Annotated in this window: 18 protein-coding genes; 8 read left to right on the top strand and 10 right to left on the bottom strand. The window is 71.0% G+C overall.

What is annotated here, in order from left to right; genetic code table 11:
- The first annotated feature begins 38 nt into the window (after window positions 1-38).
- Window positions 39-1,106 (top strand): alpha/beta fold hydrolase, encoded by a 1,068-nt coding sequence (locus OF850_RS08340; RefSeq protein ID WP_301589542.1) that lies wholly within the window; start codon window positions 39-41, stop codon window positions 1,104-1,106.
- Here the strand turns inward: OF850_RS08340 and OF850_RS08335 are convergent, their stop codons facing one another.
- Genes OF850_RS08335 through OF850_RS08320 form a run of 4 tightly spaced genes read right to left on the bottom strand, consistent with a single transcriptional unit; the run spans window position 1,107 to window position 6,453 of the window.
- Window positions 1,107-2,480, bottom strand: a complete 1,374-nt coding sequence (locus tag OF850_RS08335; protein ID WP_301589541.1) for an alpha,alpha-trehalose-phosphate synthase (UDP-forming) — start codon at window positions 2,478-2,480, stop codon at window positions 1,107-1,109. It abuts the gene before it with no gap.
- Entirely contained in the window at window positions 2,468-4,285 is a 1,818-nt protein-coding gene (locus tag OF850_RS08330) for a glycoside hydrolase family 15 protein (protein WP_368044680.1), read from the bottom strand. The genes OF850_RS08335 and OF850_RS08330 overlap by 13 nt, the downstream gene beginning before the upstream one ends.
- The gene (gene otsB, locus OF850_RS08325) at window positions 4,258-4,971 is read right to left on the bottom strand and encodes a trehalose-phosphatase (protein WP_301589540.1); all 714 of its coding nucleotides are present in this window, start codon (window positions 4,969-4,971) and stop codon (window positions 4,258-4,260) included. The genes OF850_RS08330 and otsB overlap by 28 nt, the downstream gene beginning before the upstream one ends.
- Before the next feature lie 42 nt (window positions 4,972-5,013).
- The gene (locus OF850_RS08320; protein ID WP_301589539.1) at window positions 5,014-6,453 is read right to left on the bottom strand and encodes an MFS transporter; all 1,440 of its coding nucleotides are present in this window, start codon (window positions 6,451-6,453) and stop codon (window positions 5,014-5,016) included.
- A 117-nt stretch (window positions 6,454-6,570) separates the two neighbouring features.
- Here OF850_RS08320 and OF850_RS08315 point away from each other — a divergent pair, with 117 nt between their 5' ends.
- On the top strand, window positions 6,571-7,491 hold the full coding sequence (locus tag OF850_RS08315; RefSeq protein ID WP_301589538.1) for an ROK family protein: 921 nt from the start codon (window positions 6,571-6,573) through the stop codon (window positions 7,489-7,491).
- A gap of 48 nt (window positions 7,492-7,539) precedes the next feature.
- Window positions 7,540-8,511 (top strand): Bug family tripartite tricarboxylate transporter substrate binding protein, encoded by a 972-nt coding sequence (locus OF850_RS08310; RefSeq protein ID WP_301589537.1) that lies wholly within the window; start codon window positions 7,540-7,542, stop codon window positions 8,509-8,511.
- Here the strand turns inward: OF850_RS08310 and OF850_RS08305 are convergent.
- The 3 genes from OF850_RS08305 to OF850_RS08295 form a co-directional block, all read right to left on the bottom strand.
- Window positions 8,508-9,146, bottom strand: coding sequence for a phosphoribosyltransferase (locus OF850_RS08305; protein ID WP_301589535.1), 639 nt, complete (start codon window positions 9,144-9,146; stop codon window positions 8,508-8,510). The genes OF850_RS08310 and OF850_RS08305 overlap by 4 nt on opposite strands.
- 32 nt (window positions 9,147-9,178) lie before the next feature.
- Window positions 9,179-9,373 carry a hypothetical protein gene (locus tag OF850_RS08300; RefSeq protein WP_301589534.1) on the bottom strand — a complete coding sequence of 65 codons (195 nt, stop codon included), beginning with the start codon at window positions 9,371-9,373 and terminating at the stop codon, window positions 9,179-9,181.
- A gap of 81 nt (window positions 9,374-9,454) precedes the next feature.
- Entirely contained in the window at window positions 9,455-10,207 is a 753-nt protein-coding gene (locus OF850_RS08295; protein WP_301589533.1) for an SDR family NAD(P)-dependent oxidoreductase, read from the bottom strand.
- Window positions 10,208-10,302: 95 nt separating this feature from the next.
- Between OF850_RS08295 and OF850_RS08290 the strand changes: the two genes are divergently transcribed.
- Window positions 10,303-11,235 (top strand): hypothetical protein, encoded by a 933-nt coding sequence (locus OF850_RS08290; RefSeq protein WP_301589532.1) that lies wholly within the window; start codon window positions 10,303-10,305, stop codon window positions 11,233-11,235.
- A gap of 2 nt (window positions 11,236-11,237) precedes the next feature.
- Here the strand turns inward: OF850_RS08290 and OF850_RS08285 are convergent, their stop codons facing one another.
- The 3 genes from OF850_RS08285 to OF850_RS08275 form a co-directional block, all read right to left on the bottom strand.
- Window positions 11,238-14,441: an error-prone DNA polymerase gene (locus tag OF850_RS08285; RefSeq protein ID WP_301589530.1), complete on the bottom strand. Its 3,204-nt coding sequence runs from the start codon at window positions 14,439-14,441 to the stop codon at window positions 11,238-11,240.
- Window positions 14,438-15,859 carry a Y-family DNA polymerase gene (locus tag OF850_RS08280; protein ID WP_301589528.1) on the bottom strand — a complete coding sequence of 474 codons (1,422 nt, stop codon included), beginning with the start codon at window positions 15,857-15,859 and terminating at the stop codon, window positions 14,438-14,440. Before OF850_RS08280 ends, OF850_RS08285 begins: the two co-directional genes overlap by 4 nt.
- 371 nt (window positions 15,860-16,230) lie before the next feature.
- Window positions 16,231-17,688, bottom strand: coding sequence for an amidase (locus tag OF850_RS08275; RefSeq protein ID WP_301589527.1), 1,458 nt, complete (start codon window positions 17,686-17,688; stop codon window positions 16,231-16,233).
- A 283-nt stretch (window positions 17,689-17,971) separates the two neighbouring features.
- Here OF850_RS08275 and OF850_RS08270 point away from each other — a divergent pair, with 283 nt between their 5' ends.
- The 4 genes from OF850_RS08270 to OF850_RS08255 all read left to right on the top strand — a co-directional run bounded on the left by OF850_RS08270 (window position 17,972) and on the right by OF850_RS08255 (window position 22,138).
- The gene (locus tag OF850_RS08270) at window positions 17,972-18,934 is read left to right on the top strand and encodes a Bug family tripartite tricarboxylate transporter substrate binding protein (RefSeq protein WP_301589525.1); all 963 of its coding nucleotides are present in this window, start codon (window positions 17,972-17,974) and stop codon (window positions 18,932-18,934) included.
- Window positions 18,935-19,060: 126 nt separating this feature from the next.
- Window positions 19,061-20,194 carry an acyl-CoA dehydrogenase family protein gene (locus OF850_RS08265; protein WP_301589524.1) on the top strand — a complete coding sequence of 378 codons (1,134 nt, stop codon included), beginning with the start codon at window positions 19,061-19,063 and terminating at the stop codon, window positions 20,192-20,194.
- Window positions 20,195-20,348: 154 nt separating this feature from the next.
- A complete protein-coding gene (locus OF850_RS08260; protein WP_301589523.1) occupies window positions 20,349-21,287 on the top strand; it encodes a 3-hydroxyacyl-CoA dehydrogenase NAD-binding domain-containing protein in 939 nt (312 codons plus the stop codon).
- Window positions 21,288-21,826: 539 nt separating this feature from the next.
- On the top strand, window positions 21,827-22,138 hold the full coding sequence (locus OF850_RS08255; protein ID WP_301589522.1) for an EthD family reductase: 312 nt from the start codon (window positions 21,827-21,829) through the stop codon (window positions 22,136-22,138).
- Window positions 22,139-22,174: the final 36 nt, after the last annotated feature.

The following is a 22,174-nucleotide window of genomic DNA, read 5'->3' as shown; positions in this document are numbered from 1 at the left end:
CCGCTAGCCTCGCGGCAAAGAAACGGGAGCGCAACGTCATGATCCTTCCCCTTCCAAGCCGACGCGCCGCCATGGCGCTTGGTCTCGGCCTTGCCGCCCTCCCCCTTGCCGCCAGGGCACAATCCTATCCGACGCCGCGCGAGGAAAGCTGGATCGCCCGCGACTTCCGCTTCCACACTGGCGAGGTGATGCCGGAGTTGCGCCTGCACTACACGACGATCGGCGATCCACGCGGAGCACCGGTGCTCGTGCTGCACGGCACGGCAGGGTCGGCTCGCTCCCTTCTCACTCCCGCTTTCGCCGGGCAGCTTTTCGGTCCTGGACAGCCGTTGGATGCGGCGCGCCACTTCATCATCCTGCCGGATGCGCTGGGTGCGGGTCGCTCCTCCAAGCCGTCCGACGGGCTGCGCGCGCGATTCCCGCGCTACAACTACGCAGACATGGTCTCCGCGCAGCACCGGCTGGTGACTGAGGGGTTGGGGATCGAGCGGCTGCGCCTCGTCATCGGCAACTCCATGGGCGGGATGCACGCCTGGCTCTGGGGCGTCACCTATCCCGACATGATGGAGGCGCTGGTCCCCATGGCGTCGCAGCCGACCGCCATGTCGGGGCGAAACTGGATGATGCGGCGCCTGCTGGTGGAATCCATCCGGCAGGACCCGGCCTATCAGGACGGCAACTACACGACGCAGCCGGCCTCGCTGCGCCTCGCCAACGTGTTCTACGCGACGGGCACCAATGGCGGCACGCTGCGCCTCCAGCAGCAGGCCGCGACGCGCGAGGCGGCGGACCGGCTCGTGGAAGCGCGCCTCGCCGCGCGGGTGACGGCCGATGCCAATGACTTCGTCTACCAGTGGGACTCGTCGCGCGACTACGACCCCGAGCCGCTACTCGACCGCATCCGGGCGCGTGTGCTGGCGGTCAACGCCGCCGATGACGAACGCAACCCGCCGGAGACGGGGCTGATGGAGGCAGCGATGCGCCGCGTGCCGCGCGGGCGCCTCCTTCTCCTCCCTGCCGGCGCCGAGAGCCTGGGCCACGGTACCACCGGGCAGGCGCGCTTCTGGGCGGAGGAGCTGCGCGCCTTCCTGGCGGAGCGCGAGTAGTCAGGCCGCCAGCGGGACGGCCTCGAATGCATCGAGGTAGGAGGCGCAGAATTGCGCGGCGGTGCCCTGGAACACCGCCTCGCGCAGCGAGTCGTGGCGGCGCTTGCGCTCCTCCAGCGGCATTTCCAACGCCGCGTGCATGGCGTCGGCGATCTCGTCCGGATCGTAGGGGTTTACGATCAAGGCGTCGCGCAATTGCTCCGCCGCACCGGCGAAGCGCGACAGGACCAGCACGCCGGGATCCTCGGAATCCTGTGCCGCGACGAATTCCTTGGCGACGAGGTTCATGCCGTCCTGCAAGGGCGTCACCAGCCCGATCCGCGCCATGCGGAACAGTCCCGCGAGGCGCGGCCGCTGCACCATCTGGGTCATGTAGCGCAGCGGCACCCAGTCGAAATGCGAGAAGCGGCCGTTGAGGTCACCGGTCATCCGGTCCAGCTCGCGCCGCAGCGACTGGTACTCCGCCACATCCTCGCGCGAGCGGGCGGCGATCTGCAGGAAGCTGACCTTGCGATGATGCTGCGGGAAGCGCGCGAGCAGCCGCCCGAAGCCCTCCAGCCGGTTCGGCAGCCCCTTGGAGTAGTCGAGCCGGTCGGCACTGACGATCAAGGCGCGGCCTTGCAGGCTTTCGCGGACGCGCGCGATGTAGCCTGTCTCCAGCGCGCGCACGGCCGTGCGGGCAAAGGCGGCCGCGTCGATGCCAATGGGGAAGGCGCCCACCGCCGTTTCCCGCCCGTCGAGGCGCACCGAATTCTCTGTCACCTCCGCGCCGGCCAGGTCGCGGGCGCTCGCCAGGAAGTCCTGCACGAAGCGCGACGTGTGGAAGCCGGTCAGGTCATAGGCGCAGAGCATCCGCACCAGCTCGGCGGCGGGCGGCAGCACCTGGAGGACAGCGGGCGGCACGAAGGGGATGTGGAGGAAGAAGCCCAGCCGCCCCTTGTAGCCCAGGCGCCGCAACTCCTCACCGAGCGGAATCAGGTGGTAGTCGTGCACCCAGACGAGGTCGTCGGGGCGAAGCAGCGGCATCAGCGCCTCGGCGAAGGAGCGGTTCACCGAAAGATAGCCCGCGTAGTCGTCCCGGCTGAAGCGCATCAGCCCGGTGCGGAAGTGGAAGAGCGGCCAGAGCGTGGCGTTGGAGAAGCCGACATAGAACTGCCCGTAGTCGGAGGCGGACAGGTCGAGCGTCGCGTAGCTGACGCCCCTCGCTTCGCCGATGCGGGGTTCGGTCGCAGTCTTTGTCGCGGTCTGCCCGCTCCAGCCGAACCACAGCGTCCCCGGCGAGGCGACGGATTGCAGCGCCACGGCCAGCCCGCCCGCCTGCGCGCGCCGGCCAAGGGTCGGCACGCGGTTGGAAACGATGACTAGCCGCGCCAAAGACCTTCCTCCCAGGAACGGGACAGCCGCATCGCCGACAGGATCAGCCCGACCTGCGAATAGGTCTGCGGGAAATTGCCCCAGAGCAGGCCGGTGCGGGGGTCCACGTCCTCCGCCAGCAGCCCGACATGGTTGCGCCAAGACAGCGCCGTCTCGAATACGGCCCGCGCCTCCTCGCGCCGGCCGACACGTGCAAGGGCATCGATATACCAAAATGAACAAACAATGAAGGCCGTTTCAGGAAGGCCGAAATCATCCGCCTCGTCGTAGCGCTTCACGAACCCGTCCCGCACGAGGCGTCGTTCCGTGATTTCGAGCGTGCGCAGGAAGAGCGGGTCGTTTGCGCGCAGCAGCCCGATCTCCGGCAGCAACAGGGAGGAGGCGTCCACGCTGCGCCCGCCCAGCGCGCTGGCGACCCAGCCTTCCTCCGGCACTACCGCCTCGCGCAGCAGGCGCTCGCGGATGCCGGCGGCCTGGACCTCCCAACCCTTCGCATCCTCCGACAGCCCGACGCGGCGGGCGATGCCGGCGAGCCGGTCCACCGCGGCCCAGCACATGGCGGTGGAGTAGGTATGGACCGATTCCCGCTCGCGGTATTCCCACAGCCCCGCATCCGGCTCGAAGGCGGAACGGGCGGCGTCGCGCCCGATCACGGCCAGCTGGCGATAGAGATCGGCATCGCCCCGGCGCGGCAAGCGCGTGTCGAAGAACATCTGCGACGCCGTGAGGATGATCGAGCCGTAGCCGTCATTCTGCCGCTGCGACACGGCGGCGTTGCCCACCCGCACCGGCCCGTTGCCCAGGAAGCCCGGCAGCGCCTGCGCGATCCGCTCCTCCGTGCCCAGGCCGGGCGCGATGGCGAAGAGCGGCGGGACCGGGCCTTCCAGGTCCTGCAGCACGCTGTCCAGCACGAAGCGGACGAAGCCCTCCATGGTCAGCGTCGCGTTGAGCCGGTTCAGCGCGGAGACGGTGAAGAAGGCGTCGCGCAGCCAGCAGAAGCGGTAATCCCAGTTGCGGGAGGAGCCCGGCGCCTCGGGCACGGAGGTGGTCAGCGCCGCGACGATCGCCCCCGTATCCTCGAAGGAGCAGAGCTTGAGGGTGATGGCGGCGCGGATCACCGCCTCCTGCCAGTCGAAGGGCACGTTCAGGCCGCGCACCCAGTCGGCCCAGTAGGCGATGGTTTCCGACAGGCAGGTGCGCGCGTGCTGCTCCGCGCTTTCCGGCAACGTCTCGTCGGGACCGAGGACGAGGTTCACCGGGCGGTCCAGCCCGAACTCCGTCTCGTAGAGGATGTGGGAGAGCGGCGCGTCGGTGGTCAGGCGTAGCACCTGGTCGGCGCTCACGTAGCGGATGTGGTTGCTGCCGTTGCTGACGACCGGGATGCGCTGACCGTACTCGAAGGTCGGCCGCAGCCGGATGCGGATGCGAGGGCGGCCGGCGACCGGCTCGATCCGCCGCAACAGCGAGGGCGGGCGATAGATGCGCCCGTAGCGCTTGAATCGCGGCGCGAGGTCGAGGATGCGCAGGCTCGCTCCCGCATCGTCGGTCAGCACCGTTTCCAGCACCGCCGAGTTCGGGAGATAGGCTTGGCGGCTGGCGGCCTGACCGCGCAGCGTCACGTCAAAGAAGCCGCGCTCCGGATCCTCGCCGCCGAGCAGCGCGTTCAGCACGGGCTCCGCATCGAAGCGGGGGTAGCAGAACCAAAGATGCCGCCCCGTGGGGGAGACCAGCGAGGAAACGGCGCAATTCCCGATCACCGCGAGGTCGAGCGGCCGCGTCATGCCGAGGCCCCCCGCGCCAGCCACGCCCTCACCTCGGCCGAACCGCCTTGGAAATCCCGCCCGACATGCAGCCCGAAGCCGCCGTGGCGGCGTGCCGCTTCCATTCCATCCTCGTCCGTCACGTCATCTCCCACGAAAACCGGCCGCCGCCCGCCAAAGGGGGCGTGCCGCATCAGCACCTCCACCGGCAACGCCTTGCTGGCGCCGGTGGGACGAAGCTCGAAGGCCATATGCGCCGGCAGCAGCGCGTAGCCCTCGCATTCGGACGCGCAGCGCTGCATCAGGCCGTGAACCTCCGCCTCCCGCTCCGGAGCGAGGCGGAAATGCATGGCGACGCCATGCGGCTTGGGTTCCACCAGCACGCCCGGCCAGCCCGACGCCGCTTCGCGCAACCGGTCAAGCCATTCCCGGGGCACGGTGCGCGCGGCCTGGGAGGGGGTGGGGGCGCCGCCAGGCAGGCGGATCTCGGTGCCGTGGCCGAAGCCACCCGGCATGGCGAGGGGCGCCAGGAAGCGGTCCACGTCGCTCACCGGTCGGCCGGACACGATCGCCGCCGCCCCGCCCAGACGCGCCGCCACGCCGCGCAGACTGTCCACGAGGCCCAGCGGCACCACCACCGCGTCCGGTCGCGGCGCGATGTCCAGCAGCGTCCCGTCCAGGTCGAGGAACAGCGCCCAGTCGGACGCGATCTCGGGAAGATTGGATGCCATGTGAACTACCTATCGCGGGAAAGGGATGCCGTCACGCTTGCCTCAGCCCTCGCTGGACAGGGGCTTGGCCAGCAACTCCAAGGGCTGGCGTTCGGCGGCAAAGGCGAGGCGCCAAGCCGTCGCAGCGGCAACGAGCATCAGGGCGGCTCCGAAGAGGTAGCCAACCATGATGTTCACCCGCTCGCCGGACTGGATCAGGGCGCCGAACACCGCCGGCCCCGCGATGCCGCCGATGGCGGTACCCATGGCGTAGAACAGGCTGATGCCCATGGCCCGCATCTCCAGCGGAAAGCTTTCTCCCACAGTCAGGTAGGCGGCGGAGGCGGCGGCGGAGGCGAAGAAGAAGATCAGCGTCCAGGACGCGGTCTGCGAGACGGCGCCGAACCAGCCCAGCGCGAAGGCCACGGCGGTGAATGCCATCAGCAGCCCGGCCATGCCATAGGTGAAGGTGATCATCTTCCGGCGTCCCACCGTGTCGAAGAGCGGCCCGAGCAGCAGAGGCCCGAGCAGGTTCCCGATGGCGAAGGGCAGCATGTACCAGCCCACATCGGCCGTCTCGACGCCGTTGTATCGCGTGAGCACGAGGGCATAGGTGAAGAACAGCCCGTTGTAGCAGAAGGCCTGGCTGGCCATCAGCGTCAGGCCCAGCACGGTGCGGGACCTGTAGTCGTGGATCATCGTGCGCCACACGTCGCCGAAGCTGATCCGGATGCCGCGCCGCAGCCGCACCGGGCCATGGGTCAGGGGCGGCAGCCGCCCATGGATCTTCTCCGCTTCCGCCTCCAGCCGCGCCACGATGCGCTCCGCCTCATCCTCGCGCCCATGCGTCATCAGCCAGCGCGGGCTTTCGGGGATGAAGCGGCGCAGCCACAGCACGATGAGGGAGATGCCGCCGCCGACGATGAAGGCGAGGCGCCAGCCCATCTCCGGGTCGATCACCTGCGGGTTCAGCAGGAAGAGCGAGGCGATGGAGCCCAGGGCCGCGCCGCCCCAGAAGGTGCCGTTGATCGCCAGATCGGTGGTGCCACGGCGCCGCGCCGGAATCAGCTCCTGGATCGCAGAGTTGATGGCGGCATACTCGCCGCCGATCGCGGCGCCGGTCATGGCGCGGAAGAAGGCGAAGGACCAGAAATCCCAGGACAGGCCGGTGCCGATCGTGGCGGCGAGGTAGATCAGCAGCGTGATGGTGAAGAGGCGCTTGCGCCCCAGCCGGTCGGCCAGCCAGCCGAAGACCAGCGCCCCGCTGACCGCCCCAGTGAGATAGGCGGAGGCGGTGAGACCCACCTGCGTTTCGGTCAGCCCCAGGGTCGGGCTGTCGCGGATTGCCGGCGCGAGGGAGCCGACCAGCGTCACCTCCAGCCCGTCCAGGATCCAGGTCACGCCCAGGGCGATGCAGATGAGCCAGTGGAAGCGGCCCCAGGGAAGGCGATCCAGGCGCGCGGGCACGTCGGTCTCGAAGCTCTCCGTGCGGGTCGCGGACATGAAGGCTCCCAGGGCTGGTCCAGTGGTTCCGGAGGCAGGAAGCCCCCAGGCGGCCCCTGCGTTGCGTTGCCGACAGGTTTCCCGGGCAGGGGAGCCCCGCCCTTCCGGAGGAACCGCGTGACCCGACCCAGCCCTTCCGCCCCAGTCCTCGCCCTGGATGTGGGGGGCACCAACCTCAAGCTTGCCCTGGTTTCCGCGGAAGGAGAGGTCCTGGCGCGCGACGCGCTTCCCTACGACGACCAGCGCGACCTCGGGACGATGCTGGAGGGGCTGGCCAAGACGGCAAGGCGCGTCGAGGAGGCGGGCGGTGCCCGGGCCGTGGCGCTGGGCGTCGCGACGCCGGGCTATGCGCGCCCCTCGGATGGCGTGCTGATCAGCGGCACGCACAACGTCCCGCTCCTGGCGGGCGTGCCGCTGGCACGCCTGCTGGAGGAGCGGCTGCACCTGCCCACGGTCATGCTGAACGACGGCACCGCCGCGGCGCTGGGCGAGGCGCAGCATGGAGCCGGGCGCGGCTTGGCGCGCTTCGCGGTGCTGGCGCTCGGCACCGGGGTGGGGGGCGGGATCGTCGTCGGGGGGAAGCCGGTGCTCGGCGAGGGCCGGGTGCCGCCCGAGTTGGGCGCCATGGTGCTGGACGACTCCGCGCCGCCCTTCCGCACGCTGGAGGATTTTTGCTCTGCAAGCGGGTTCCGCCGGGCCTATGAGCAGAAGGGAGGCGCGGCCGAAACGCAGGTGGAGGAAATCTTCCGCCGTGCCGCCGCGGGCGAGGACCGAGCGGAAGCGGCGCTTTCTGCCGCCTGCCGCCGGCTCGCCCAGGCCTGCGGCATCCTGGTGAACGCGCTGAACCTTCAGGCCTGCATCCTGTCGGGCGGGGTCGCGGCATCGGGCGAAGCGTTGCGCAGCCGGGTCGAGGCGGCGCTGCCCGATTTCTGCTGGCCCTTCCTGCTGCCGCGCGCCTCGATCCTGCTGGCGGGGCGCCCGGCCGATGCCGGGCTGGTCGGAACCGCGGTGGCGGCGCGCGAGGGGCTGACGGGCTGACGGACGGCGCCTAGGGTTCCCGAAAGAATCGATACGCCTGGAGGAACGATGCGCCCCACCCGCCGAACCCTGATGCTGGCCGCGCCTTCCCTGCTCGCCGCGCCGGGTGCCCGCGCCCAGGCCTGGCCGGACCGGCCGGTGCGGATCATCGTCGCCTTCACGGCTGGCGGGACGACCGACATCATCGCGCGCCTCGTCGGCAACCAGCTGGCGCAACTTTGGGGCCAGCCGGTGGTGGTGGAGAACCGCCCCGGCGCAGGCGGCAACATCGGCACCGAGACCGTCGTCCGTTCGGCGCCGGACGGGTACACGCTGCTGGTCGGCTCCAACGGGCCCATGGCGGTGAACCACTCGCTCTACCGCAATCTGCCTTATGACGCGCGGCGCGACCTTTCCGCCATCACCCTGCTGGCCGAGGTGCAGAACCTCCTCGTCGTGCCGCAGGCCTCGCCGATCCGGGACGTGGCCGGGCTGGTGGCCCTCGCGCGGTCGCGGCGGAACGACCCGCTTTCCTACGGCTCCACCGGCGTCGGGACCGCCTCGCACCTCGCGGGCGCGCTGCTGTCGCGGATGCTGGAGGTGGAGCTGACACACGTGCCGTATCGCGGCGCGGTGGCGGTGAACGATCTGCTCAGCCGGCGCCTCGACTTCATGTTCGCCACCGCGCCTTCGGTGAATGAACAGGTGCGGTCGGGGCAGCTGCGCGCCCTGGCCGTTTCGGGTCGCCGCCGCTCTCGCTCCATGCCGGAACTGCCGACCATGGAAGAATCCGGCTTCCCGGGCTTCGACGCTTCCTCCTGGTTCGGCATGGCGGCGCCGGCCCGTACCCCTCCGGAGGTCGTTTCCAAGATCGCCACGGATGCGATCGCCGTGCTGCGCCGCCCGGAGATCGAGCGGGCGCTGGTGGAGCAGGGCGCCGACCCGGTGGGCAATACCCCTGCCGAGTTCACCGCCTTCATCGCCTCGGAGATCGACCGCTGGTCGACGGTGGTCCGGGCCGCTGGCGCGACGGCGGATTAGCGCCGCAGCAGCGCCAGCATCTCCACCTCGTCCACCTGGCGGAAATCCTCGAAGAAGAAGCCGACGGCGTCGAAGCTGGCAGGTTCCTCCAGGATGATCGCCTCGTCGCACTCAGCGCGCAGCGCGGTCGCCACCTCGGCCGGCGCGACGGGGGCCGCGACGATGCGCCGCGCGGCGCCCATGCGCGCCAGAGCGGCCAGCGCGACGCGGATCGTCGCCCCGGTGGCGATGCCGTCATCCACCAGGATCACCACGCGCCCCCCCACCGCGGGCGGCGGCGCGTCGCCGAGCCAGAGCCGCCTTCGCCGCGCGATCTCCGCGACCTCGTCCGCCCGCCGCTCCTCGATGAAGGAGGCCGGCACGCCAAGGGCGCGGATGATGGTGTCGTTGACGACGAAATCCGGCGGGTCGCCCTCGACCACCGCGCCCACGGCAAGCTCCGGCTGTCCCGGCGCCCCCACCTTCCGCGCAAGAAGCAGGTCCAGCTTCGCGCCGAGCGCCTCGGCGATGGGGGCGGCCACCGGCACCCCTCCGCGCGGCAGGGCCAGAACCAGCGGCGCCGCGCCGCGCAGATGCTCCAGCCGGCCGGCGAGGCGGCGCCCCGCCTCCTCCCGGTTCCGGAATGGCCGCGCCATCGGCCTTGCCTCAGGCGGGGCGGGTCAGCGCCTCAGGGGCGCTCATTGCGTTCCGGCATGTTGCCGGCCTCGCGGAAGATGGCCTCGTCCATCTCCTCGCGCGTGGTGCGGTGGCGGGCGTCGTCCTGGCGGTCGCCCTCCTGGCGCTTCGCCTCCTCGCCGGTTTCGGCCGCCGTCTCGTGCCCGCTGGGCTGCGGCGCGTCCGTCCGCTTCTGGTCCTGCGCCATGGCTGCGCTCCCTCGCTGCTTCGAGCGGGTTCAACGCCCCCAGGCGCCGGGTGTTGCCCCCGGCGCCTCACCTGGGGCGGTTCAGTGAAAGACGCGGCCCGAATCGATCACCACGGTCTGGCCGGTCATGGTTCCGGTCCGGCACATGGTCACCACCATGTCGGCGCAGTCGTCCTTGTCCGCGGCGCGCTTCAGCAGCGCCCCGGCCGAGGAGCGCTCGATCTGCTCCTGCCGGAGATTGGCCGTGGCGCGCGTCCCTTCCAGCAGCCCCGGCGCGACGCAGTTCACCAGCACTTCCGGCGCCATCGCGACCGCCATGCAGCGCGTCAGGTGGATCAGCCCGGCCTTGGAAACCGCATAGGCGATGGAGGAACCCGTCGGGCCAAGACCGGCCACGGAGGCGATGTTCACCACCCTGCCCTGCCCCTGCGCCTTCATCACCGGCGCCACCGCCTTGGTCAGCAGCATCGGCCCGGTGAGGTTAACCGTCATGATGCGGTCCCACACCTCCAGTGTCAGGGAATCGAGGTCAGGAAACGGGATGGCGAGGTTGTAGGCCGCGTCGTTCACCAGGATGTCGATGCGACCGAAGCGCCCCCGCACCGCTTCCACCAGCGCCTCGATCGCGGCGGGGTCGGCGAGGTCGCAGGCGAAGGCTTCCGCCTCCACCCCGTGCTGCGACCGCAAGTCCCTGGCGACGCCCTCCGCCTGCTCGCGGCTGCGCGCATAGACCACGGCGATGTGCGCGCCCTCGCGCGCCAGGGCGTGGACGATGCGCTGCCCCAGCCCGCCATTGCCGCCCGTCACCAGCGCGACGGCTCCCTTCAGTTCCATGGGTCCCTCCCGAGATTTCCGGCAAGAGTGACGCGCGGCGCGGACGCCGTCACCCCTCCGGGATGCGTTCCCGGTGTGGGCGATGGGAGGATGCGATGAGGCGGATGCTGCTGGGTGGCGCGGCGCTCGCCCTCCTCGCCCTCTTCCTGGGACGCGAGCGTGCGGCGCCGGTGCCGGAGGCGCTGTCCTGGCCGGAGGCAGTGTCCTTCCTGGCCCAGCACGAATGCGCCGACCCGGTCCGGCTTCCGGTCGAGCCCGGCTGCGCCGAGCCCCGCCCGGCCACGGAAGGACGCCTCGCCTATCGCCGCATCGACTGGTCTGGCGTGCAGGCCAGCGACGCGGTGCTGGCCACCCGCGCCGGCGGGCCCGTCGTGGTGCAGAGCTTCGATTTTGGCGATGGCGAGCGGCGCTTCGGCCGCTTCGACGAAGGCAAGGGCGACGGCGCCGATGCGGTGCGGCTGGATCGCGGCGGCGTCGGCATCTACGCCACGGAGGACGGCGCATCCGGCCTGCTGCACTGGGCGGGCGCCCCCTGCCCCGCCACGGCCGGCTGGCTGCTCTGGGACCGCACGCCCACGCGCGACTGGCGTGCCCGCACCGTGCGGCTCAACGGGGTCCCCGCACGCGATGCCTGCCCCACGCAATGGAACCTGGCCTTCACGCGCTGGCGGATGGTGGAGCTGGCGCTGCCCTGGCGCGACGATGACGGCCGCTCCGGCACCCATGCTGCGGAGGCGATCGTTTCCGAGCATTTCGGCGGCGAGTCCGTCGAGCGGTCCGGCCACATGGAGCGCTTCGTCCATGCGCGCTGGCTCGGCAAGGTGCGCTGGGAGCGGTGGGAGCATCGCGAGCGCACGTCCCTCGCCAATCTGCCGGAAGCGGCGCGGGTGCTGGCGGGAAGCGGGCGCTGCCCGGATGGCGGCGCGATGCTCGGCTCGCCGGGACGCGACTGGGTGCTCGCCGATTGCCGGCTCTGGACCCATTACCGGCGCGGCCCGTCCCACTCCATGCCCTGGCCGCGCGAGTAGCGTCAGTGGAAATCCCGGCTGCGCCCCAGGCGCTTCGGGACGCGGGCGCCCGGCTCGGGCCGGCGCACCTCGTCCGCATGGCCCAGCGTGCGCTCGGCCCAGCGCGTGCCGTCCTCCGACAGCCGGTCCAGCAGCGGGGAGATGTCCGTCAGGCGCCGCACGATCAGGTGGGTGATCGGCACCTCCGCGTGCTGTGCCTCCCGCTCCACCCGCCCCTCCGCCAGCAGGAGACGCGCGCCCACCAGCGCCGCGCGGTCCCGCGCCGCCACCACCTCGTAAACCACGAGGTTCCCGACGCCGTGCTCGTCCTCCACCGTCAGGAACACCACGCCCTTGGCCGAGCCGGGGCGCTGGCGCATCAGCACCAGCCCGGGCAGGCGCAGCCAGCGCCCCGCGGGCAGGTCGTTCAGCCGCTTCGTGTCGCCCCAGCCCTCGGCGTCGAGCAGCGGGCGCAGCAGCGCCAGCGGGTGCCGGCCCAGCGTCAGACCGGTGGCGCGGTAATCCTCGGCCACGGCCTCGCCCTCGGTGGGCTGCGGCAGGCGGATGGCGGGCTCAGGCAAGGGGATGTCCGCCAGCAGGGGCAGTTCGGGCATGACGGCCTTCGCGTCCCACGCCGCCTCGCGCCGCCCGGCGCCGAGGCTGCGGAACGCATCGGCCGCCGCCAGGGCCGACATGGCCTTGCGGTCCAGCCGCGCCCGTCGCGCCACCTCCTCCACATTCGCGAAGGGGGCGCCGTTGCCGGAATGGCGGGCGCGCGCCACCGCCTCGCCAGCCTCCTTCGCCAGCCCGGTCACCAGGCGCAGCCCCAGCCGCAGCGCGGCCTCGTCCTCGATCGCGCAATCCCAGGCGGAGCGGTTCACGTCCACCGGCCGCACCTCCACCCCATGCTCGCGCGCGTCGCGCACGATCTGCGCGGGGGCGTAGAATCCCATGGGCTGCGCGTTCAGCAAGGCGCAGGCGAAGATCGCCGGGTGGTGACACTTGATCCAGCTGGAGGCGTAGACGAGGTGCGCGAAGCTGGCCGCGTGGCTCTCGGGAAAGCCGTAGGAGCCAAAGCCCTCGATCTGCGAGAAGACGCGCTCGGCAAAGGCGGCGTCGTAGCCGCGCCAGACCATGCCCTCCACCAGCTTGTCGCGATACTTCGACACGCCGCCGGTCAGCTTGAAGGTCGCCATGGCGCGGCGAAGCTGGTCCGCCTCATCCGGCGTGAAGCCGGCGGCGACGATGGCCACCTTCATCGCCTGCTCCTGGAAGAGCGGCACGCCGAGCGTCTTGCCCAGCACCTGCGCCAGCTCGTTCGGCTGGCCGTCGCGGCGCGGTGGGTAGTCTGGCTTCTCGATCTCCTGCCGGCGCCGCAGGAAGGGATGAACCATGTCGCCCTGGATCGGGCCGGGCCGCACGATCGCCACCTGGATGACGAGGTCGTAGAAGCAGCGCGGCTTCAGCCGCGGCAGCATGTTCATCTGCGCCCGGCTTTCCACCTGGAACACGCCGAGCGAGTCCGCGCGGCGCAGCATGGCGTAGGTGTCGGGGCAGTCGCGCGGCATGCCGTGCAGCGTCAGCGCCAGGCCGCGATGCCGGCGCAGCAGGTCGAAGCCCTTGCGCAGGCAGGTGAGCATCCCGAGGCCGAGCACGTCCACCTTCAGCATGCCCAGCGCGTCGATGTCGTCCTTGTCCCATTCCAGCACGGTGCGCCCGTCCATCGCCGCGCGCCCCACCACGGCCAGCTCGGTCAGCTTGCCGCGCGTGATGACGAAGCCGCCCACATGCGTCGCGGTGTGGCGCGGAAAGCCGATCAGCTCCTCCGCCAGCGCCAGCGTCATGCGCAGGCGCGGCTCCTCCGGGTCCATCCCCTCGCGCGCCGCCAGCTCGGCGAAGGAGGATTCCCGCCCCGGCCCCCAGCTGGCCTTGGCGAGGCGCGCCGTCACGTCCTCGGAGAGGCCCATAGCCTTTCCCACCTCGCGGATCGCGGAGCGGGGGCGGTAGCGGATCAGCGTGGCGCAGATCGCCGCGCGGTCGCGGCCGTATCGCTCGTAGAGGTGCTGGATCACCTCCTCGCGCCGCTCGTGCTCGAAGTCGATGTCGATGTCCGGCGGCTCGTCGCGGGAAGCGGAGACGAAGCGCTCGAAGAGCAGGTCGTGCTTCTCGGGATCCACCGCCGTGATGCCGAGCACGTAGCAGACGGCCGAATTGGCGGCGGAACCGCGCCCCTGGCACAGGATGTCCTTCGCCCGCGCGAAGCGCACGATCTCGTGCACCGTCAGGAAATACGGCGCGTAGCCCAGCTGGGCGATCAGCCGAAGCTCCTCGTCGATGCGGCGCCGGATGCCCTCGGGGGCGCCATCGGGCCAGCGCTCGGCCAGCGCCGCCTCCACCCGCGCTTCCAGTGTTTCCTGCGGGGTGCGGCCGGGCTCCATCACCTCGTCGGGGTATTCGTAGCGCAGCACGTCCAGCGAGAAGCCGCGCCCTGCCTCCAGCACGCGCAGCGTGTTGGCGAGGGCTTCCGGGTGGCGGGCGAAGAGATGCGCCATCTCGCCGGGTGGCTTCAGGTGACGCTCGGCATTGGGCTCGGCCGCGAAGCCCAGCGCCTCCACCGTCGTGCCGAGGCGGATGGCGGTCAGCACGTCGGCCAGGGGGCGACGGGCGCGGTCGTGGTAACGCACCTCCCCGGTGGCGAGCAGCGGCCCCAGCCGCGCGAGGCGGTCGAGCCGCGCCGCCTCGCCCGCTGCCATCCGTCGCCCCGCGGCGAGCAGCAGCGGCAGGGCGAGGCGGCCGCGCAGCACCGCCCCGGCGGCCTCGTGATCGGCGACAAAGGCGCGGTCCAGCCGGGCGGGCGGGATGCGCGCCAGCACCCAGTCGCACGCTTCCTCCATCATCTCCGCGCGCGACAGGTCGGGCTGGTTCTTCCCGGCCCGCATCCGCCCGCGCGACAGCAGCGCGGTCAGCCGGCCATAGCCGTCGCGGCTCGTCGGCCAGGCGAGCCAGGCCGATCCATCCGTCAATTCCAGCCGGCAACCCACGATGAAGGACAGCCCTGCCGCCTTGGCCGCGGCGTGGCCGCGCACCACCCCGGCCAGGCCGTTGGTGTCGCAGATCCCCATCCCGGCGAGGCCCAGCGCCCTTGCCTGCTCCGCCAGTTCCTCGGGATGCGAGGCGCCGTCGAGAAAGGAGAAGTTGGAGCGGGCGGCGACCTCGGCATAGCTCATGGCAGGTGGCCCCGCAGCAGCCAGCGCCATTCCGCCTCGCGCGACAAGAGCAGCCGGGCGCCGGAGGAGATCTCCACCCAGTGCAGGTCGCGCGTGGCGCCCGGCCCGTGCCACCAGGGCGCTTCCAGCCGGGCCGGGCCGTCCAGCACGCGCAGCCGCCAGGACTGACCGCGCCACAGCATCCGGGCCGGGGTGCCGTCGGGCGGCGTCACCCCGACCGTCTCCGGTTTCCGCAGCCACAGCACGGGCCAGTGGGTGCTGGCCCATCCGTCGGGCATCGCGGCGGGAAGCGCATGGGGGGAGACGGGTTCCGCCATGTGCTCCGGCCAATGGCTCGGGGCGGGCGCCAGGCGCCGCAGCCGCAGCCGCTGGTCCAGATGGTCCAGCGGCCCGGCAAGATCCGTCGCGCCCCGCCCCAGCAGCGAGGCCTGGGCCGCATCCTGCCGCTCGGTTTCCAGCGCCTCCAGCGCCATGCGCTCGAAGCCCAGCCCCGGCTCCAGCTGCTCCATCCGTCCTGCGAAGAGCCGGGCGAGATGGAGGGGATCGCGCGATGGGGCACCGGTGCCGACCGTCAGTTCCTGCACCAGCCCATCCACCCGCCAGCACAGGAGGCGCAGCCGGCGCAGCCCGAGCCCCGCCGCGGCGCAGCGCGCGGACACGTCTTCGAGGAGGAGGGCCAGGGCGCGGTCCAGCGCGGTGCGCGTCACCAGCGGCTCCACGAAGTCTCGCATGGCCGCGATCTCCAGTGGCGGCGGGAGGGGCTGCACGGGCAGCGGGCGCTGCCCTGTCCATCGCTCCAGCGCGTTCAGCAGGCCCTGACCGAAGCGCAGCGCCAGCGTGGCGGGCGGGAGGACTTGCAGGTCCCCAACGCGGCGCAGGCCCAGCGCGGCCAGTTCCGCCGCCGGAACGCCGGGCAGGACGCCGAGCGGAAGCGCGTGGATGAATGCGCCCTCGCGCTCCGGCGGCACGACGCCTTCCGCCCCGGCCCGCACCAGCGGCACGGCGGCGTGGCCTGCCACGACCGCCCGCACGGCGAAGCCGGCACGCCGCAGGCGCGCCACGGCATCCTGGCGCAGCGCTTCCTCGCCGCCGAACAGCCCGACGCCCGTGATGTCCACGAGGACGACATCCGGCGCATCGGTGGCCGTGAGGGGGGAGTAGCGCCGCGCCCACAGGGCAAGGCGGCGCAGCGCCGCGGCCTCGGCGGGCTCATCGCTGCGCGCCAGGGCAAGCTTGGGGGAGATCGCCAGCGCGGTAGCGACGCTTTGGCCGGGACGCAGGCCGACGGCCTCCGCCATCTCGTCCACGCTGACCAGCAGGCGGCGGGGACCGACGGTGTTCCACGTCGCTGCGGGGCCGAGCGTGCGAAGCCGGTCGGTCGGCAGGCGCGGCAGGTGGAGAGCGAGGAAACGCCTCATCGCGCTGCCCGCGATGCGGCGTCTGGTGGCAGGCCTTGGCCATGAGGGGGCGAATCGCTCGCGCGCATGGTTACGAGGCTGCCGCCAGTTTCGGAACATTACAAGAACATCAAGCCCCGCGCGAATGCATTGCCTTGCGACGCCGGTGCAAAAGCCCCGTCCAAGAATGTGGATGAGGTGCGTCTGCAGCCATGGGCACGGGGAGAGGCGAGCGCACCATCAGGCGCCCGCCAAAGCTAGGGTCAGCCCAAGTTCGTTGGGCTGCCGCCAGTGATGGCCGAGCGGACCCTGATTGAAAGACCTTCCGCTCCAGTCATGCACGGCGTCCTCCGCCCGGCCGCCGAGGCGAACCGAACATCCTCGAATGCCCTTCAGGTTTCCGGCGGCGGCACCGTTCCCGGCCGCGGGTGCACCGGAAGCAAGTGAGCGAAGCCCGTCAACTCCTCAAACAATGCCGCGGCCCGCAGCGCCACATCCTCGCGGCGCGGGGGAGCCGCGATCTGCAAGCCCACGGGACGCCCATGGCGGTCGAAGCCGCAGGGCACCGCAACGGCAGGGCAGCCCGCCAGGGTGATCGCCGCGTTGAGCATGGACCCCGCCACGTAATGTTCGAGCTTCACGCCCGCGATGCTGTCCGGGTTGCGCAGCATCACGTCAAAGGCCGGCGTCGCGGCGCCGGGGGTGACGAACACATCGTACTCCGCGAAGAGGGCGGCCATGCGCCGGTAGAAGGCCGCACGCTCGCGGTCCGCCCAGGCGAGGCGGCTCGGCGTTGCCGACAGGCCGCGCTCCGTATTCCAGATGATATCGGGCTTGAGCTGGTCGCGCATGGCGAGAAGCTGCTGCTCGCGATCCACCACGAAGGCCTGGCTGCGCAGAACGAGAAAGGCCTCGGCCAGTTCGCCGAGATCGGGCGCGACCTCCTCGACCGTGCAGCCGAGTTCCTCGAAGCGCCGGACCTCGCGCGTGCAGATCTCGCGCGTTTCGTGGTCCACCGGAAGCTGGCCGTTGAAGTCCGCCGTGAAGGCGACACGGCGCGGGCGGTGGCGCCCGGCCTCGGTGACGGTCTGGGCATAGGAAACGGAGGGAGCGTCGTAGGTGAGCGGGTCGAGCGGGCACCAACCCGCCATCGTGTCGAGAAACAGCGCCACATCGGCAACCGTCCGCCCCATCGGCCCCTGCACGGAAAGCGGCGAGAAGAGGTTGTTCGGAGTTCCGCGAGTCACGCGCCCGGGCGAGGGCCGCAACCCCACGACGGAACAGTAGGTTCCGGGCCGACGCAGGCTGCCGGCGTGGTCCGTTCCCTGGGCCAGCCAGGCCTCTCCGGTGGCGACCGAAACGGCGCCTCCCCCCGTGCTGCCACCGCAGGTGAGCGAGGTGTTCCAAGGGTTGCGCGTGCGGCCGAAGACCTCGTTGAAGGTCGAGCCGCCGGCGCCGAACTCGGGCGTGTTCGACTTGGCGATCACGATCCCGCCCCGTGCCTCGATCCGCTTCACCACCGCATGCGAGTCCTTCGGCACGTGATCCTTGAAGATCGGCGATCCGTAGGTGGTGCGCACGCCCGCGACGTCGGTCAGGTCCTTGATGGTCACGGGAAGGCCGCCGAGCCAGCCGGGCGCGTCCTCAAGCTCCCGTCCCTCCCCTGCCACCAGGCGCTTCGCATGGGCGCGAGCACGGTCAAGGCAGAGCGTGGGGAGCGCGTTCACGGCAGGCTCCATCTCCGCGATGCGCGCGGCTGCCGCCTCGACAAGGTCGAGGGGCGAGATCTCCCCTCGTCGCAGCAGCGCAACGGCTTCCGTCGCCGTGAGGCGGGTCAGGTCCGGGTGCATCTCGTGTGGGCCTCCCATGAAGAACGGAAATCGCCTCGCCCTGAAGCGACCAGTGCCCGTGGCAGGCGCCGCGGAAGCATGCCCTTCATCGTGCGGCACGACTAGGCAAGTCCATCGGCATGGCGATCCTCGGCATCGGATGGCCTGGATGGATCTCCCGACGCCGAGCAAGGCAGCATCCAGGACCAGCACGCCCCGGCCAGGGTCCTCGGCTCCAGCGAAGCAGCGTCTAGCGGGAGCGCACCCGGCATGCGTCAATGAAGCAGGGAATGCGGAGGAACGAATGAGGCGGCGTGAGCTCTCGACGCTGGGTCTCTCACTGGCGGCGTCAGGCCCGGCCCTCGCGCAATGGGCCCCCAGCCGCCCGGTGCGCATCGTCGTCGGCTTCGCGCCGGGCGGGCCCGCGGACGTCATCGCGCGCGTCATCGCGGATCGCCTCGCCGAGCGGCTCGGGCAGGGCGTCGTGGTGGAGAACCGGGTGGGCGCGGGCGGAAACATCGCCTCGGACCACGTCGCCCGTGCCGCCCCGGATGGGCACACGCTGATGCTCGCGGCCTCGGCCCTCGTGCAGAACGCCGCCATGTTCGCCCGACTGCCCTATGACCCGGTGCGCGACTTCTCGGCCATCAGCCAGCTCACCTCCTATCCGCTCATCGTCGTGGTCGCGCCCTCCGTGCCGGCCCGCGATCTTGCAGGCCTCGCGGAGCTTGCGCGGCGGCAGCCGGGCGGCGTCACCTATGGATCGGCCGGGGTGGGGACGCCCCTGCATCTCACCGGCGCCTTGTTCGGGCTGCTGGCCGAGGTCGAGATGACGCATGTTCCCTTCGGCGGCGCGGCTCCGGCCCACGCCGCGCTGCTGGGCGGGCAGGTCCAGGCCATTTTCCACAACCCGATCCAGGCCTCCCCCTCGTTGCGCGCCGGGCTGATCCGCCCCCTCGCAGTGACCGGCGAGGCGCGCATGGCCGCCTTCCCCGAGGTGCCGACCGTGGCCGAGGCCGGCTTCCCCAGCCTCGTGGCCAGTGTCTGGCACGGGCTGGTCGGCCCGGCGAACATGCCCGCTCCGGTGCTGGCGCGGCTGGGCGAGGTCGCGGCGGAAGTGATGGCGCTGGAGGAGGTGAGGACGAACCTCATCCGACAGGGCTACGAAGTCCACGGCACGGCGCCAACGGAATTCGCACGCTACATGCGCGCCGAGAACGAGCGATGGTCCGACGTGATCCGTCGCGCCCGGATAAGCGCGGAGTAGGAAGATGCCGCAAGCTGACCGGCACTGCGGATGGCGTGGTCACGCCGCCCGCCATGGCACCGATACCCACCACCGGGCGGGCTCCTCCACGGCAGGCAACCAGCCCGCGCGAAAAGGAAGCAGGTCATGATCCGCGACCCCGCAGCGCAGGAAGCGCGCCTCCTGGCGGCAAAGCGCCTGGTGGAGGAGGTCCTCCTTCCAGCCGAGGCCGAGATGGACCGGACGGATGAGGTACCGGCTTCCGTTCTGGCCGCGATCCGCGAAGCCGGGCTTTTCGGCATCTCGATTCCCGAGCGCTTCGGCGGCCTGGGCCTGACGATGGAGGAGGAGGCCGAACTGATGCTGGTGCTTGGCCGTGCCGCACCTGCGTATCGCTCGCGCTATGCCCTGAACAGCGGCGGCGCCGCGCAGATCCTGCTGCACGCGGGCAGCGAGGCGCAGCAGGCGCGGTGGCTGCCCTCCATGGCCAGTGGCGAGGTCGTGGCCGCCTTCTGCCTGTCGGAGCAGGAAGCAGGATCGGACGCGGCCTCGCTGCGCAGCGAGGCACAGCCCGACGGCGCGGGAGGCTGGGTGCTGCGGGGCAGCAAGCGCTGGGTCACGAATGGACCCGAGGCCGGCCTTTTCGTGGTCATGGCACGGACGGGCGAGGCCATCAGCGCCTTCGCCGTTCCGGTCGGTTCGCCAGGCCTCACCGTCCTGCCCACGCAGGGCAAGATGGGGCTGCGTGGCATGCACGTGGCGGATCTTCGCTTCGATGACGTGCGCCTGCCGGGCGATGCACTGGTCGGCGCGCCAGGGACCGGGCTGAAGTCGGCCCTGGCCGGCCTGGACAAGGTGCGGCTGCACCTGGCCGCGCTCTGCGCCGGCCTGTCCGAGCGGATGGTGAGCGAGGGCGTGCGTCACGCCGCGCGGCGCCGGCAATTCGGCCGCCCCCTGCATGAGCACCAGATGGTGGCGGCCATGCTGGCGGACAGCGCGACCGAGGCCTTGGCCGCGCACTGCATGGCGCTCGAACTGGCACGCAAGCGCGATGAGGGAAAGCTTGCTCCAGGCGAGGCAGCGGCGGCGAAGCTCTTCGCGACCGAGGCGCTTGGCCGCGTCGCGGACCGCATGCTGCAGATCCACGGTGGCGAGGGCTACATGGAAGGCTCGGCAATCGAACGGCTCTACCGGGACGCGAGGCTGTTCCGCATCCTCGACGGCACGTCGGAGGTCCAGCGCATCGTCGTGTCGCGCTGGGCGATGCAGGCACGGGGATGACAAAGGGCTGGCTCCATCAGCCCTTCTGCTGATGGTGGATGAGAACCAGCAGATCCACCCGCACGAGCCTCCGGAAGCCACAAACCTCCCATGCCTCGGCCTACCCTTGCGTAAGACAGCCAGTACTGGAGCAAGACCGATGCAGACGGGCGTAGTGAGAGACCAAGCAGCGCCGGGAGGACATGTTGTCGTTCTCGGCCTCGGGCTGATGGGCTGCGACATCTCGGCCATCTTCCTCGCAGGAAACTGGCGCGTGACGGCGGTCGAGCCTGGTGGAGCGACGCCTGAGCGGCTGGAGCGCATCCGCACCTCGATCGGCCAGCTTGATGCAGACATTGCCTCGGCCAGCGCGCTCGACATCGTGACGGCCCTGGAGAACGCAGACTTCGCCTCCGCGATGCTGGTCATCGAAGCCGTGCCGGAGAGGCTCGAACTGAAGCGCGAGGTCTTCGCCAAGCTCGATCGCCTCGTGCCCCCTGGCGTCCCTGTCGTGACCAACGCATCGGGCTTCCGCATCACCGATATTGCACGGGATTGCGCGACCCGCGAGCGCATGGCGAACCTGCATTTCTTCCTGCCAGCCCATCTCGTTCCCGGCGTCGAGGTGGTAAGGGGCGAATACACCGATCCCGCGGTCTGTGGCCGGCTGGCGGCAATCATGGAATCGCTCGGCCGCAAGCCGATCCGCGTTTCGCGCGACGTGCCGGGCTTTCTCGCCAACCGCATCCAGCACGCCCTGATGCGAGAGGCTTTCGCCGCCATCGACGAGGGTCTCGCGACGGCCGAGGACGTGGATACCGCGGTGCGTTACGCCTTTGGGTTCCGCTACATCGCGGCCGGGCCCATCCTGCAGAAGGAGCTTGCCGGGCTCGAGACGCAGCTCGCTGCGGCGCAGGCGATCTATCCCTCCCTCTGCAACGACACCAGCCCAAGCCCAACGCTGCAACGGTTGGTTTCGGAGGGACGCCTCGGCGCGAAGACGGGGCAAGGCTTCCGTGCTTGGCCGCCCGAGGCCGTCGCGAGGGAGCGAGCGCGCTACGAACGGACGCTGCTTGCCGCGATGCGCGTGCTGCGGGAGGACGGACCAAGCTGAGCGCTGTCCGGCTTTCTTAAGGCGCTGATCGAGCATAAGAAATGCAGGCGGTGATGCCCCCCCGTCCGACGGCGCCGTGGTAGCGACCGGACGCGTCGAACAAGGCCACCGCCTCGTGGGGACGCTGCAGGGCGGCCTGCTTGTGAGCAATCCGCTGCGCTTCTTCGGCGGAGTGGGCGGCTCCTGCCCGGAGGACCCGTCGTCACTGCCGGGTGGCCCCTCCTCCCGCGTCTTCCCTTTGGTGACCGAAGGCTGGGTGGGGAGCGCTGCCAGCATGCGGCCGCCGCCCGCTTCCAGGATCTTCCCAGCACGCCGTACTTCTCCTGCCGGCAGGAGCGCCGGAAAAGACTCGTTCAGTCGTGCCGGCCTCCAGCAATCGGGGCGTAACCCGCGATCCCTCACCCGGCGATCAAGTCCTTGGCTGCGCCCATCGGGCCGGTCCAGCATGGTGGTGCGCGAGTGCTGTCGCGGCCCCTTGCCCTCACGACCGCACTGACGCGGAGGCGCTGCACGGGCAGCGCCACAGGGAGGAAGCGATCATGGTCCTTGCCACAGTGCTCTACCCCAACCAGGAAGGGTCGCGCTTCGACCATGGCTACTACATGGCGAAGCACAGCGCCCTCGTCCGGCAGCGTTGGGAGCCGATGGGGCTGACGGAGGCCCGCTTCCTGCGCGGGCTGGGCACGCCTGACGGCAAGGCGGCATCCTATCAGGTGATCGCCCTGCTCACCTTCTCCTCGGCGGACGCGCTACAGAAGGCCGTCGCGGCACACGGTGCCGAGATCTTCTCCGACATCCCCAACTTCACCGACGTCCGTCCGATCGTCCAGGTGAACGAGGCGCTGGAATAACCCGGCGCCACGTTTCTCCTCGCCTCCTGGTGCGGG

This window comes from Sabulicella glaciei, from assembly GCF_026183895.1.
In the GTDB taxonomy this organism is placed as follows: Bacteria; Pseudomonadota; Alphaproteobacteria; order Acetobacterales; family Acetobacteraceae; genus Roseococcus; species Roseococcus glaciei.
Note: the sequence above shows the minus strand (reverse complement) of the source record. Positions and strands in the feature narration are given on the sequence as shown.

Coding starts and splice junctions, on each gene's coding strand:
- OF850_RS08320 (WP_301589539.1), bottom strand. CDS start 6,453: ATGTCCGCGACCCGCACGGAGAGCTTCGAGACCGACGTGCCCGCGCGC.
- OF850_RS08265 (WP_301589524.1), top strand. CDS start 19,061: ATGATCCGCGACCCCGCAGCGCAGGAAGCGCGCCTCCTGGCGGCAAAG.
- OF850_RS08280 (WP_301589528.1), bottom strand. CDS start 15,859: ATGAGGCGTTTCCTCGCTCTCCACCTGCCGCGCCTGCCGACCGACCGG.
- otsB (WP_301589540.1), bottom strand. CDS start 4,971: ATGGCATCCAATCTTCCCGAGATCGCGTCCGACTGGGCGCTGTTCCTC.
- OF850_RS08290 (WP_301589532.1), top strand. CDS start 10,303: ATGAGGCGGATGCTGCTGGGTGGCGCGGCGCTCGCCCTCCTCGCCCTC.
- OF850_RS08275 (WP_301589527.1), bottom strand. CDS start 17,688: ATGCACCCGGACCTGACCCGCCTCACGGCGACGGAAGCCGTTGCGCTG.
- OF850_RS08255 (WP_301589522.1), top strand. CDS start 21,827: ATGGTCCTTGCCACAGTGCTCTACCCCAACCAGGAAGGGTCGCGCTTC.
- OF850_RS08270 (WP_301589525.1), top strand. CDS start 17,972: ATGAGGCGGCGTGAGCTCTCGACGCTGGGTCTCTCACTGGCGGCGTCA.
- OF850_RS08305 (WP_301589535.1), bottom strand. CDS start 9,146: ATGGCGCGGCCATTCCGGAACCGGGAGGAGGCGGGGCGCCGCCTCGCC.
- OF850_RS08310 (WP_301589537.1), top strand. CDS start 7,540: ATGCGCCCCACCCGCCGAACCCTGATGCTGGCCGCGCCTTCCCTGCTC.
- OF850_RS08285 (WP_301589530.1), bottom strand. CDS start 14,441: ATGAGCTATGCCGAGGTCGCCGCCCGCTCCAACTTCTCCTTTCTCGAC.
- OF850_RS08340 (WP_301589542.1), top strand. CDS start 39: ATGATCCTTCCCCTTCCAAGCCGACGCGCCGCCATGGCGCTTGGTCTC.
- OF850_RS08295 (WP_301589533.1), bottom strand. CDS start 10,207: ATGGAACTGAAGGGAGCCGTCGCGCTGGTGACGGGCGGCAATGGCGGG.
- OF850_RS08300 (WP_301589534.1), bottom strand. CDS start 9,373: ATGGCGCAGGACCAGAAGCGGACGGACGCGCCGCAGCCCAGCGGGCAC.